Origin of the sequence: Citrobacter rodentium NBRC 105723 = DSM 16636 (assembly GCF_021278985.1) — a bacterium.
GTDB classification, from domain to species: domain Bacteria; phylum Pseudomonadota; class Gammaproteobacteria; order Enterobacterales; family Enterobacteriaceae; genus Citrobacter_A; species Citrobacter_A rodentium.
In genome coordinates, this window is the sequence record NZ_CP082833.1 from 376,800 (window position 1) to 389,060 (window position 12,261).

General features: G+C 48.8%; 16 protein-coding genes and 4 pseudogenes. 14 read left to right on the forward strand and 6 right to left on the reverse strand.

What is annotated here, in order from left to right; all coding sequences use genetic code 11:
• Positions 1–37: 37 nt before the first annotated feature.
• The 10 genes and pseudogenes from K7R23_RS01660 to K7R23_RS01705 all read left to right on the forward strand — a co-directional run.
• The gene (locus tag K7R23_RS01660; RefSeq protein WP_012908804.1) at positions 38–523 is read left to right on the forward strand and encodes an antirestriction protein; all 486 of its coding nucleotides are present in this window, start codon (positions 38–40) and stop codon (positions 521–523) included.
• Between the two features lie 15 nt (positions 524–538).
• The gene (locus K7R23_RS01665) at positions 539–1,015 is read left to right on the forward strand and encodes a JAB domain-containing protein (RefSeq protein WP_001186727.1); all 477 of its coding nucleotides are present in this window, start codon (positions 539–541) and stop codon (positions 1,013–1,015) included.
• A gap of 62 nt (positions 1,016–1,077) precedes the next feature.
• Positions 1,078–1,299: a DUF987 domain-containing protein gene (locus K7R23_RS01670; RefSeq protein ID WP_000692323.1), complete on the forward strand. Its 222-nt coding sequence runs from the start codon at positions 1,078–1,080 to the stop codon at positions 1,297–1,299.
• An 18-nt stretch (positions 1,300–1,317) separates the two neighbouring features.
• Positions 1,318–1,962, forward strand: coding sequence for a hypothetical protein (locus tag K7R23_RS01675; RefSeq protein ID WP_012908803.1), 645 nt, complete (start codon positions 1,318–1,320; stop codon positions 1,960–1,962).
• A 49-nt stretch (positions 1,963–2,011) separates the two neighbouring features.
• Positions 2,012–2,380: a type IV toxin-antitoxin system YeeU family antitoxin gene (locus K7R23_RS01680; protein WP_012908802.1), complete on the forward strand. Its 369-nt coding sequence runs from the start codon at positions 2,012–2,014 to the stop codon at positions 2,378–2,380.
• Between the two features lie 88 nt (positions 2,381–2,468).
• A complete protein-coding gene (locus tag K7R23_RS01685) occupies positions 2,469–2,846 on the forward strand; it encodes a TA system toxin CbtA family protein (protein ID WP_012908801.1) in 378 nt (125 codons plus the stop codon).
• Positions 2,843–3,331 carry a DUF5983 family protein gene (locus K7R23_RS01690; RefSeq protein ID WP_012908800.1) on the forward strand — a complete coding sequence of 163 codons (489 nt, stop codon included), beginning with the start codon at positions 2,843–2,845 and terminating at the stop codon, positions 3,329–3,331. Before K7R23_RS01685 ends, K7R23_RS01690 begins: the two co-directional genes overlap by 4 nt.
• A 16-nt stretch (positions 3,332–3,347) precedes the next feature.
• A complete protein-coding gene (locus tag K7R23_RS01695; protein ID WP_012908799.1) occupies positions 3,348–3,545 on the forward strand; it encodes a DUF957 domain-containing protein in 198 nt (65 codons plus the stop codon).
• Between the two features lie 84 nt (positions 3,546–3,629).
• A pseudogene (locus tag K7R23_RS01700) lies at positions 3,630–4,472 on the forward strand (DUF4942 domain-containing protein).
• Positions 4,473–4,745: 273 nt separating this feature from the next.
• Positions 4,746–5,354, forward strand: a pseudogene (locus tag K7R23_RS01705) (tyrosine-type recombinase/integrase); the annotation flags it as partial.
• Here the strand turns inward: K7R23_RS01705 and K7R23_RS01710 are convergent.
• From K7R23_RS01710 to K7R23_RS01720, 3 genes and pseudogenes are all read right to left on the reverse strand, one after another.
• Positions 5,344–5,629: pseudogene (locus K7R23_RS01710) on the reverse strand (integrase domain-containing protein); the annotation flags it as partial. The pseudogenes K7R23_RS01705 and K7R23_RS01710 overlap by 11 nt on opposite strands.
• 280 nt (positions 5,630–5,909) lie before the next feature.
• Positions 5,910–6,098: a helix-turn-helix domain-containing protein gene (locus K7R23_RS01715; RefSeq protein WP_012908798.1), complete on the reverse strand. Its 189-nt coding sequence runs from the start codon at positions 6,096–6,098 to the stop codon at positions 5,910–5,912.
• A pseudogene (locus tag K7R23_RS01720) lies at positions 6,095–6,543 on the reverse strand (hypothetical protein). The gene K7R23_RS01715 and the pseudogene K7R23_RS01720 overlap by 4 nt, the downstream one beginning before the upstream one ends.
• Positions 6,544–6,978: 435 nt before the next feature.
• Here K7R23_RS01720 and K7R23_RS01725 point away from each other — a divergent pair.
• From K7R23_RS01725 to K7R23_RS01740, 4 genes are all read left to right on the forward strand, one after another.
• Positions 6,979–7,587, forward strand: a complete 609-nt coding sequence (locus K7R23_RS01725; protein WP_231851591.1) for an AAA family ATPase — start codon at positions 6,979–6,981, stop codon at positions 7,585–7,587.
• Complete coding sequence (locus K7R23_RS01730) at positions 7,584–8,189, forward strand: hypothetical protein (protein WP_231851590.1); 606 nt, start codon at positions 7,584–7,586, stop codon at positions 8,187–8,189. Before K7R23_RS01725 ends, K7R23_RS01730 begins: the two co-directional genes overlap by 4 nt.
• A gap of 16 nt (positions 8,190–8,205) precedes the next feature.
• A complete protein-coding gene (locus K7R23_RS01735; RefSeq protein WP_232081575.1) occupies positions 8,206–8,613 on the forward strand; it encodes an ATP-dependent endonuclease in 408 nt (135 codons plus the stop codon).
• 613 nt (positions 8,614–9,226) lie between these two features.
• A complete protein-coding gene (locus K7R23_RS01740; protein WP_012908795.1) occupies positions 9,227–9,508 on the forward strand; it encodes a hypothetical protein in 282 nt (93 codons plus the stop codon).
• 102 nt (positions 9,509–9,610) lie between these two features.
• Here K7R23_RS01740 and K7R23_RS01745 read toward each other — a convergent pair whose 3' ends face one another.
• The 3 genes from K7R23_RS01745 to K7R23_RS01755 form a co-directional block, all read right to left on the reverse strand.
• Positions 9,611–9,916 (reverse strand): hypothetical protein, encoded by a 306-nt coding sequence (locus tag K7R23_RS01745; RefSeq protein ID WP_012908794.1) that lies wholly within the window; start codon positions 9,914–9,916, stop codon positions 9,611–9,613.
• A 714-nt stretch (positions 9,917–10,630) separates the two neighbouring features.
• The gene (locus tag K7R23_RS01750; RefSeq protein ID WP_024133106.1) at positions 10,631–11,200 is read right to left on the reverse strand and encodes a recombinase family protein; all 570 of its coding nucleotides are present in this window, start codon (positions 11,198–11,200) and stop codon (positions 10,631–10,633) included.
• Positions 11,201–11,848: 648 nt separating this feature from the next.
• A complete protein-coding gene (locus K7R23_RS01755; protein WP_024133105.1) occupies positions 11,849–12,145 on the reverse strand; it encodes a hypothetical protein in 297 nt (98 codons plus the stop codon).
• Positions 12,146–12,261 lie beyond the last annotated feature (116 nt).

Genomic DNA, 12,261 nt, shown 5'->3' on the forward strand with positions numbered 1-12,261 from the left:
TTCTTCCATTCATTTACTTTTTATAAGGAATAATCTCATGACAACCGTTTCGCATAATTCCACCACACCTTCTGTTTCCGTAACCGCTGTATCAGAGAATAACCCGCCTCAACTGGTTGCCACCCTCGTCCCTGATGAACAGCGCATCAGCTTCTGGCCGCAGCATTTTGGCCTCATTCCACAGTGGGTGACCCTGGAGCCCCGTGTCTTCGGCTGGATGGACCGTCTGTGCGAAGACTACTGCGGTGGTATCTGGAATCTGTACACCCTGAACAACGGCGGGGCATTTATGGCGCCCGAACCGGATGACGATGATGACGAAACATGGGTACTGTTCAATGCCATGAACGGTAACCGCGCTGAAATGAGCCCGGAAGCCGCCGGTATTGCCGCCTGTCTGATGACGTACATCCATCATGCCTGTCGTACGGAGTGTTATGCCATGACGGTCCACTATTATCGGCTGCGGGATTACGCCCTACAGCATCCGGAATGCAGCGCCATTATGCGCATCATCGACTGAATGGAGGCAGGGACAATGCAGCAGCTTTCCTTTCTGCCCGGAGAGATGACGCCCGGCGAGCGCAGTCTCATTCTGCGGGCCCTGAAAACCCTGGACCGCCATCTTCATGAACCCGGCGTGGCCTTCACCTCCACCCGTGCGGCACGGGAATGGCTGATTCTGAACATGGCGGGACTGGAGCGTGAAGAATTCCGGGTGCTGTATCTGAATAACCAGAATCAGCTGATTGCCGGTGAAACCCTCTTCACCGGCACCATCAACCGCACGGAAGTCCATCCCCGGGAAGTGATTAAACGCGCCCTGTACCACAATGCCGCTGCCGTGGTGCTGGCGCACAATCACCCGTCCGGTGAAGTCACCCCCAGTAAGGCAGACCGCCTTATCACGGAACGTCTGGTACAGGCACTGGGCCTGGTGGATATCCGGGTGCCGGACCATCTGATAGTCGGTGGCAGCCAGGTTTTCTCCTTTGCCGAACATGGTCTGCTTTAACCCGTCACAACCACATCACACCTGTTTTCACTTTTATCTTCTGTCTTCAGAGGTATCCCACCATGAAAATTATCACCCGTGGTGAAGCCATGCGTATTCACCAACAACATCCGACATCCCGTCTTTTTCCGTTCTGTACCGGTAAGTACCGCTGGCACGGCAGTGCTGAAGCGTATACCGGTCGTGAAGTGCAGGATATTCCCGGTGTGCTGGCCGTATTTGCAGAACGTCGTAAGGACAGTTTTGGCCCGTATGTCCGGCTGATGAGCGTCACCCTGAACTGAATCAGAAAGGGGATTCTGATGAGCAGCATTATCACCACCACTGTGTATACGCTGAATGAACTTTCCTGCCCGGCACAGGAAAAAGCCCGCGACTGGTACCGTCAGCATCATGCTGACAGCAACTGGTATGAAAACGTGTATGAAGATTTCAGGGAGGTCTGTGACATTTTCGGGATTGCCCCCCGCCAGCGTGTTTTCCGGCTCAGCAACGGCAGGTTTATGGAAGAGCCGTGCATCTGGTTCAGCGGATTCTGCAGCCAGGGGGACAGAGCCTGTTTTGAAGGACGCTGGCACTGGCAGCCAGCGGCCCCCCGGAAAATCAGGGAATATGCCCCGCAGGACCGTGAGCTTCATCGTATCGCGGATGCCCTGCAGGCGGTGCAGAAACGTAACTTCTGGCAGTTGCAGGCTGAAATCAGTCACCGGGGACGCTACTGCCATCCGTACAGCATGGATATCACGGTTACCCGGAACAGCCCGACTGGTCAGGCAATGACAGCCGATGCGGAAGCCGTTGTCAGCGAAGCCCTGCGCGATCTGGCCTTCTGGTTATACAGTCAACTGGAAAACGAGTACGACAGTCTGACCTCAGATGCCACTGTGGATGAGGCCCTTCTCATCAACGAATACACCTTCACCGAAGCCGGTCTGCGCGCCGGCTGACCTGTCATCGTTAAACCATTCTTAACCGATTTTCTGTGAGGATTTTATCGTGTCAGACACGCTCCATGAAACAAATTATCCCGACGACAACAACGACCGCCCCTGGTGGGGGCTACCCTGCACCGTGACGCCCTGTTTCGGGGCACGTCTGGTGCAGGAGGGTAACCGGTTGCATTACCTTGCAGACCGCGCCGGTATCAGAGGCCGGTTCAGGGACGCAGATGCATACCACCTGGACCAGGCCTTTCCGCTGCTGATGAAACAACTGGAATTAATGCTCACCAGCGGTGAACTGAATCCCCGCCATCAGCATACCGTCACGCTGTATGCCAGAGGGCTGACCTGCAAAGCCGACACCCTCGGCAGTTGTGGTTACGTTTATCTGGCTGTTTATCCAACATCCGAAACGAAAAAGTAACTCTCCAGAATAACCTTCTGCTCCGGTCTGGTGTTTTCACCACGCCACTTTTCCATTTTTATATCTGCATATCAGGAAAATCTTCAGTATGAAAACATTACCCGACACGCATGTACGGGAGGCATCGTGCTGCCCGTCTCCCGTCACCATCTGGCAGACACTGCTCACCCGGTTACTGGACCAGCATTACAGCCTTACGCTGAATGACACACCGTTCGCCGATGAACGTGTGATTGAACAGCATATTGAGGCGGGTATTTCACTGTGTGATGCGGTGAACTTTCTCGTGGAAAAATACGCTCTGGTGCGTACCGACCAGCCGGGATTCAGCACTTGTCCCCGCTCTCAGTTAATAAACAGTATTGATATCCTCCGGGCTCGCCGGGCGACAGGCCTGATGACCCGCGACAATTACAGAACGGTAAATGACATTACCCAGGGGAAGCATCCGGAGGCGAAACAATGAAACTGGCCCTGACGCTGGAAGCCGACAGCGTTAACGTACAGGCACTGAACATGGGGCGCATTGTCGTTGACGTCGATGGTATTGAGCTTGCTGAACTGATTAACGTGGTCTGCGATAACGGTCACTCCCTTCGTGTTGTTGATGAATCTGACCGGGCCTCAACAGACTGCACGCCACCATTTGCTGCCCTGACCGGCATACGCTGCAGTACCGCGCATATCACGGCAAAGGACAACGCCTGGCTGTACTCGCTGTCACACCAGACCAGTGACGTTGGTGAATCAGAATGGATTCATTTTACAGGTACCGGTTATCTGTTACGTACTGATGCGTGGTCATACCCGGTTCTGCGGCTTAAGCGCCTGGGCCTGTCAAAAACGTTCCGTCGTCTGGTTATCACTCTCATCTGGCGTTATGGCGTCAGTCTCATTCATCTGGATGCCAGTGCCGGATGTCTGCCGGGTTTACCCACTTTCGACTGGTAATCCGGAAATTCACAACATGAAATCATTAACCACGGAAACCGCACTGGATATTCTGATTGCGTGGCTGCAGGACAATATCGACTGCGAATCCGGAATTATCTTTGACAACAATGAGGATAAAACGGATTCGGCAGCACTGTTGTCCTGTATTGAACAGGCGAGGGAGGATATCCATACCCTGCGCCAACTGCAGCTTCTGCACCAGAACCGGTGAATCTCACTCACCAGACTTCATTCCACTGACGCCAGCCTGAATACGGCTGGCGTTTTCGTTTATAAACCAAAAGGAAAAACGATGATGTCAGATATCACAATCTCCCGCCCGGAACTGGTCAACGGGCATACGGACGTTATCTGCTCAACCAGTATCCGCCACATTCTGGCTGTACGAAAGAGTACGTTGCTGCAAATCGACACACTTACCCGGCAACTGGTAGAAATCTCAGCAATGACAGAAAGTATTGGCGGTAAAACCGCACTGGACTGGGCGATGAAACAGGATTTTCGCTGCGGTTGCTGGCTGATGGAAAAACCTGAAACGGCAATGAAAGCCATCACCCGCAATCTCGATCGCGAAATCTGGCGTGACCTGATGCAACGTTCCTGGATGCTGTCATTAATGGATGCGCAGGCCCGTGATACATGGTACCGGTCACTGGAGTACGATAATTTTCCGGAAATTAGCGAAGCGAACATTCTGAGCACATTTGAACAACTGCACCAGAACAAGGATGAGGTGTTTGAGCGAGGAGTGGTCAACGTCTTCAGGGGACTGAGCTAGAATTACAAAACTAATTCACCCTGCAAATTTGGCAGTAAAATTATCGTCAACAACCTGGTGAGGTGGGACCGGTGGGGATTTCATCTTATCACCGGGCAACAGGCAGACCGACTTGCCGACCTGGAAAGAATGCTGCATCTGTTCAGCGGCAAACCGATCCCCGACAACCGGGAAAACATCACTATTCATCTGGATGAGCACATCCGGTCTGTTCAGGGTAAAGAGTGCTATGAAGATGAAATGTTCAGAATTAAATACTTTAAGAAGGGATCTGCACACATCACTTTCAAAAGGCTGGAACTGATTGACAGAATTAACGATATAATAGCCAGGTACTTTCCTTCTGTGCTCTCAGCCTGATCCCGAGTGTGATTCCCTTTCGATATCAAAATGGACTGCGGGTATAATTGAGGGTGCATTTTTAATCAAACCAAATAATTTAGATTAATATCAATATGATAAAAGAAATTTTCGATTCCGAGTCCGGCACCACCTTTCCTTTTTTATGCTTCCTTATAAATCCCTATATGTTTGCAATTCAATAAGTTAGCGTAAAAATCTTTCTGGATGTGTTTTGATTTATCCCTACGTATCCGGAAAATTAGGGGTCAGATTGAGAGTTCATTCAGTTCGATGAACGAAGAGACTGACAGCAAAATCCGCGCCGCGAAAACCCTCGCAAAATCCTATAGCACAAGGTCTGTACCTGACGGTATCCGTCAGTTGCTCTAAGCTGTGGTATTTCCGCTACCGCTTCGGCGGTAAGGAAAATCGTCTGGCCTTCGGCCCCTACCCACAGATTACGCTGGCGGAAGCCCACGAGAAGCGCGAAGCCGCGCGTAAGTTGCTGGTTTCCGGTGTCTGCCCTTCCCTGCCCCGCAAGGTGGAAAAAGCCGCCGTTGACGGTATGCGCAACTTTCAGTACATCGCCACCGCATGGCACACCAGTTGTATTAAGCTGCGGTCAGAAGACCACGCGGACAAGATCCTGACCTACCTGAAGCGCTACGTCTTCCCTGATATTGGCGCAATGGACATTGCAGAAGTTGAAACCACCATCTGGCACAGCTTGTTAAGACTATCGACGGTAAGGGCGTGCATGATGTCGCCGGGCGGGTGCGCCAGCATCTGACCAAAATTATGCGCCACGCCGTACAGCAGGGAACGATAAAATATAATCCGGCTTACGATCTGGATGGCGTCGTGACCCCTGTTGTGACCCAACATCACCCTGCACGGCCTCCTGCGAACGCAGTCCCATCAACCTTGAGAGTTCCAGCGCTACCGCCATCCCTGGATCTATTACGCGGGCCGTCTCCAGCACATTACGGTAGTGCTCCGGCGTAATAGCCTGCTTTGTACCGTTACGGGATGCGCCGGACAATCCCAGCGAGCGGCTATTCAGCCGCTCACTCTGCGCCAGTCTGTTTCAGAATGCAACGTACCGCTGCCATCTCGTTTTGTAGGGAGCGCTTCGTGATACCCTGTGCCAGCCGTTCACGGACATAGCCTTCAATATGCCACGCCTTAAGCTGCTCTTAACGGATCAACCGTCCTGATAACAGGCGCTTCTTTCAGGTTGTGAAGCGTGGCGCTGTCAACGACAGCATGGAGCAGGAGGGAGACTATGCCAGAGCCACTGGCGCAGAAAAGGAAAAATTGTTTTTGCGTTAAAAAGGATTTTTGCGAACCTGCAGTGCCGCGCTTCGCTTGCCTTCTCCCGTTCTTCTGACAGCAGAGCCATCAGAAGAACGGGAGAGCTATTTAGCAATTTTCAGGCTTACGGTAGCGGGAAGGCTAGATTTGCTCTGGCGCAACTCCCAGCGCTTCAGCGATCAACCCTTCACCTTTAGGCCAACGGCGGTTAAGGGTATTTGCAAGCGTGGAGGATGCCAGCCTAGTCTGACGAGACAGCGCCACTAACAAGGTGCCCCGTTTTTTCAACCCGGCGATAATGTCGGCGGGATGCCAGTCTTGCTGCATCATACTGTCACCTCGTCAATAAGCTTTATGCCGTCGGCGGTGTGGCCTTGAGTTCGGCGGCAAAGTACCAGACCAGCTTACACAGTAATCCGGTCAACGTCTGTTCCATTTTCGGCAGTAACGCCCGCCCCGTCAGAAGTTGCGCCAGCGTGAGTGAGTAGTCACAAAATAATTCGGAACTGGGTTCAAAGCAGGGGTTACTGGCGGGAAGGGTATCAACGGTCAGGCTTTCGATTAGGTGGGGCGGGATGGGGCCGTTCAGCGTGGGCCGCAGCAGCGAGAGGCAGGCGACAAGTCTTCCGCAAAGCGCCAGCCGCAGCGTCGAATCGTCGCTTTCAAGCAGGGTTTCGGCGAAACGGTCGCAATGATCGGCCAATACGGTAAAGTCCGAGGCGGCATTAAAGGGGACAGAAAGTAACGGGTGTGTTTAGATTGGGGTCGTAGCCATAGTGGCAGCCTCCTGTAACGGGTTTAAAACCCACCACCAGAGGTTCCAATCTCATGGTGGTGGACTGAACGAGGTTGGAACTACCGGCGTTACAGGCAACCGGCGCACCTTACGGTGCCCCCGCCCAGCCCGCCATGGAGGTATAACTGAGCGCACGACATAAAAAAGACGCGGCCGCGTCGTATGTCGCCTGTAACATTTCTCAGGGTTCCAATCCCGGCACCTGAATTTGCAGGTGCGGATAAAAGATACCGCGATTAGCGGTTAACAGCAAGCGAGGTTATGGAAGACAGATCGCAAACAGAAAAAACGGTCTTTAAGTTGTACGACCATTTCAAAATAGATAATTATCAATAAATTAGCGTGGCATCAATTTGTACTTCTCAATTTGTTATTAACATAAACCTCCTTTGTATGTTAATAATCCCGGAGTAAATGATGTCTGTAGAAAACCGTTCGAAGCTGCTTCGTATGACCATTCGCAACATTGGATGTATAGGAAATGAAAGTATCGATATTGCGCTTGATAATATTGTTTGTCTGATAGGAAAAAACAATGCCGGTAAGTCTACTGTTCTCAGAGCCTATGAGTTAGCCAAAGGAAGCGTGCCATTTGATCCCACACATGACCGACACCAACACACTCAACCAGATCAGCCCTCTGAAGTACTTCTCGAGGCCCATATTCCCCAGGGTAACGTTAATGAAAAATGGAAACAGGAGAGAGGCGAGTTTCTTGTTGTAAAAAGCCGCTGGCAATGGTACGCACCTGATTTTCAGAAGTCCGTACTACATGGGATCCCACCGGATGCGATGGACAACAGGGCTGCTGGGCCGAGGATACTAAAGCTGGCGGTACCGATCCGGTATTTACTTCCAGACTTCCCAGACCACTCCGGATTGGCTCGCTCGAAGATGCGGCAAAAACGGAAGAACTGTTACTTAAACTTGCCCTCCCCCCTCTGTTCACGGAACTGGAAAAAGCTCGGAGCAATCCTGAATCCGATCTGGCAAAAGCGATTGAAAGTGTATTCTCCAGTATGAACCCCCTCAGCGAGCAGCATCAGGAACATTTCAATGGTATTGCAGGCAAGGTCTCGACGGGATTCAAGGGGATTTTTCCCCGACTGGACGTTAGTCTTAATGTGTGTGCAGCACCGCTTGTTCCAAAAGTTGACGAACTTATTAAAAATGGTTCGAGTTTGAGAATTTCAGATGGAAGGGCTGATACCGATTTGGTTCAACAAGGAACCGGAGCCCGCCGAGCATTATTCTGGGCAATGCTCCAGGTCCATAATGAGCTTAATCGCGATAAAGAAGTTCGTGGCGACTATCGCAAACGCCTTGAAAAAGATATTACCGAGCTCTCGAAGAAAGTAGCGAAACCCACCAAAAAAGATGATCCGGAACAGCTGGCAGAGTATCTAGCACAAGCCAAAACGTTACTGGATGCCCACGACAGCGGCGCACCAATCCCGGACAGCCCGGAAGATCCTGCCTTTCCCAGCTATCTGTTATTAATCGATGAACCAGAAAATGCTTTACTCCCTATGGCAGCCCGAGCGGCTCAGCGTCATTTATATCAAAACCCCGGACTGGCAGGTCATTCTGACCACTCATTCGCCTTATTTTATCAATCCGTTTGAAGATCATACCACCATTGTGCGCTTAGATCGGAAAAGAGATGATGACCGGTCTCCGGTAACGCCGAAAACCTATCGCTCAGATCTAATTGAATTTGAAGGCGATGATAAACAGCGGCTTCAGACATTACAGCATATCGATCCGAGCTTTTCTGAGGTCTTTTTTGGCTCACACCCTGTACTGGTTGAAGGCGATACGGAACATGCTGCGTTTATGGCGTCCATTATAGAACGCAATCATGCGCTGATGGATCAGGTAGCTATCATTCATGCCCGAGGAAAAGCCATACTGATACCGCTGATAAAAGTGCTTACGCATTTCAAAATTGATTTCAGTCTGGTGCATGACGCCGATTCACCACAGAAAGCGAACGGTGTGGACAGAAAACGAAAAAATCAAAAACATCATTCGGCAAGCCAGAAGTGAAGGGCTTAAGGTTCGCCAACGCGTCAGTGTTCCTGATTTTGAACGTTTTCTGGGCGGAGACGAAGCCTTAAATCCTCCTGAATGACTCCTTTCTGTTGGTGAAATCGCTACTGATTGCCCTGCTTCGCGTCAACGTTCTGAAAAGCAATACCTGACTAAAACAATCGAGTACGTATTACGTATCATATGTTAAATAGAGCAAAAAACGAGCAGAAAAAAATCTTGTAACAGCAAGTTTCTCTTTTTTTTGAAGTTATGGGTGATGTGGCGAAGAACGGTGCTGGGTGTGTCGGCGCTGCGATATTTGGTGAAGATCCGTAAAGAAGGTTGACGGCTGGGATTGTCCGTCAAACCCATCTGACGGTGTGCTGTAGATATTTTCGTCCCAAAAGATACAAGGCCAAGGGGCCTCTTATTATCTCGCCAGGGGGGAGGGGGATTGTAAAAATGAAGAAAGTTATACTTTGTGTGCTGCCGCTGGCGGCACAGGCTGGAGGTATAGCGTTGCAACTGACAAAGACAGCCAACTCAGGAAGAATAAAAAAATTGACAATGGAATCATTTAGAATCAAAATAACTCTCGAAGACTCAACGAAATCAAGAGAGGTATACTATGTCTGAAAATACAAATGCTGCTTTAGGGCGCGCTTTAGCTGACATCCAGTTTCCTGTTTCCGAAGACAAGGGTGATACAACCCAAGTGACTGTTCGTCTTAATAATTTTAATAATGTTCGCCTTAGTGCCTATTGCCAACTCAGTGGTAAAAGTAAGAACGATGTTATTAACCTGATGATCCAAATTGGTGTGGATACTTTGCTTGAAAAAATGAAGGATGAAGCACCAAACTCTTATAATGTATTTAATAACCTTTGCCATGAGATTGGGCAGGCGTAACATATTAGTTACATAAATTACTCTTAAGGCCGCTATCTTATAGCGGCCTATATTTATTTCGGGTTAGTTATGAAGAAGATTAAACCGCTTACGCTTCTTAAACTAAGGGTATTTTCTTGCATTATTAATTAGCACAAATACGGCGGGTAGTTGTATTAAAGTACTATAGTCCATATCTGCCCCATCAAATTGGACAACTTTAAACCCTACTCCTTCTTTTTCGGCCTTTTTTGCTTTTTCACCACTGATAGTAATGTAATCACACTCAATAACCTCCTTTGGAATCGAAGGAGAATTAGCAATGATTTTTTTGCGCAATGTTGGATAAGGCTCGCTCTCGTTCAGAACGCCAAGATCAATCACCGCCCCGCTTTCAAGATTTAGCGCGTAGTATCTGCCATGCTTCATTATTATTCCCTCGTATTTTGTAGCGTGTTTAGTTTACTCAAACTATCCCAGCCATAGAAAATGCACAACCAGCAGCTTTTAAATAATAGGAGCCATAAAGCCCCGTTAGTGGTACAAGCAACAAGCGGAGCGTAGCGACTTCATCAGATTGTCAGAGGGATCACACCTTATCAGGGTGCTCGTGTACCGTTAGGAGCGTGAGCGAAGCGCTGGCAGAGCCGGATCTGTAGCTACCGGGGCATTACCACTATTCACCTGTTTACGCAGCCATAAGGCCGCACATCGGGCTTAAATGCGTATGATCAATCTGTTCGGGAGTTATGCCAGGTATGCGGCTTTTTGTTCATTGTTGTGCTGTCGCGGTAAGAACTTGGAACCACCGCCAGCGTGATGATATGCTCCCTTGTACCACAGACCAATCACGCGACAGGTGCGGGCGTAGAACAATGGGTAGTTTAAGTTGTACCTGCTTTAGCGGGGCAACGTAACTAACTGATAAATCGTAATTTATTGATTTATCAGGAGACTGGAGCGGGCGAAGGGAATCGAACTGAAAGTATTTCCAATCGTTAACCATTTGATTCTAAAGCACCGAAGAATCCCTCGGGTTACATGGGAAGTTACAGCTAATAGGCCCTTATGGTCAATAAGTTCTGACGTTGAGTTAACAACTGATAGACGACTTAACAGATTGACCAAGGGAGATAGTGAGATTTACTTCGCAACCTCATTACTTAACTCCTTCTTAATTCTGAACACTGTAGCTCTCCCACATCCAGCAAGTTTAGCAATCTGGTCAGCGCTCAAGTCTCCACGGCCCAATAGCTTCACCACCTCAGCCCTTAACTGGTCATCCTTCTGACGGCCCTTAAACTTTCCCTCAGCCTTAGCTATCGCCACCCCTTCACTCTGACGCTGCCGGATGAATGAACGCTCAAGCTCACCTACAGCCCCCAACATGGTAATCATAAAGCGGCTGGTGGGCGTATCATCAAAGATCATCTGGTTATCAATGAATCGAACCGTAACGCCAGCGTCAACAAGGGTCTCAAGGATGGTCAGAAGGTCTTTTGTGTTACGGGCTAAACGGTCCACACTCTTGACCACCACCACATCACCACGACGAACCACCTTGAGTAGCTCCTGTAGTTCTGGACGGTCAGCATTCTTGCCAGATACCTTGTCAATCATCAAGTCATCGCAAAGGCCCTTGAGCGCTTCTACCTGACGTGCTTCGTTCTGGTCCTTGCTGCTCACTCGGATGTAACCGAAAGTCTTGCTCATTATGTCTCTCCCTGCCCTAAGTATCATTTAAATGACACTAACGATACAGTATCATTAGACTTATAACAATCACATTCTGATACTCAATACGATACTGCTGGCTAGTCTCAATGGCGTGTACTCAAAAGATACTCAGTGAGCAGTCAATATTGCTATAAGCACAAACATAATAGCTTCTAAGTTAAACTAGTTTTATCTTCACTTTTGCCATTGATTATCCTTCCCTTTGCAGGTCTCAGGGAAGCTAATGGGGGTCAATATTCCATTTGATTCATTTACATGAGCACAGAAAAATTTTCGTTATATTTTGATGAAGTGCAGACTCGCTTCCTTGTTTCTATAACAAACTGTAGAATCTAAAGGAGTAATAAAGTCCTGTCAGAACGTGTTTCACTCTGCGATGCTTATAATCTCTTTTGGTATTCAGTTATACCCCGCAACAAGTGCCCCAATAAATCTACAAATAGCATTAGTAAAATTATAAAAAAGATTACTATTGGAATGATAATTCTTCGCTAAGTTATAAGGCTTCCTTCGGTTCAGTTCAAACTTTGGAAGCCTATAAAGGAAAATTAATTAGATAATAAAAGCAAAAGGTAAATGATACCTATGGGAGACACCAAAGCCCTTACTTGCTGCTAACCTATATCAATACCCACGCCACCAACCACCACCAATTGCGTAGTAATAACCAGTAAGCACTAATGCGATACATAAAGACAACGCGAGAAGTATACCGCATACAGAGGATAATTTATTAAATAAAGCACGGTAAGCTATACCTGAAATAAATAAAACTCCTGAAGCCCACCAAAATGCTTTAACGGCCCTTCCGACTGCATGGTATGTAGACCACGTGGTCCCCCCATAAATATAACCAGCCATACAGCCTACTGCCAGCATGAGCAACGACATTCCAACGAACGAACCAATACCTTTCAACATCCCGCAATCCTTTGATGACAATAGAAAGCACAAGGATAACTTAACATTGTTTCTTCGCCTGATCGTTTGTTTCGATCATTGCACTGATATTGATCGTTAAAATCTATGATTACTGC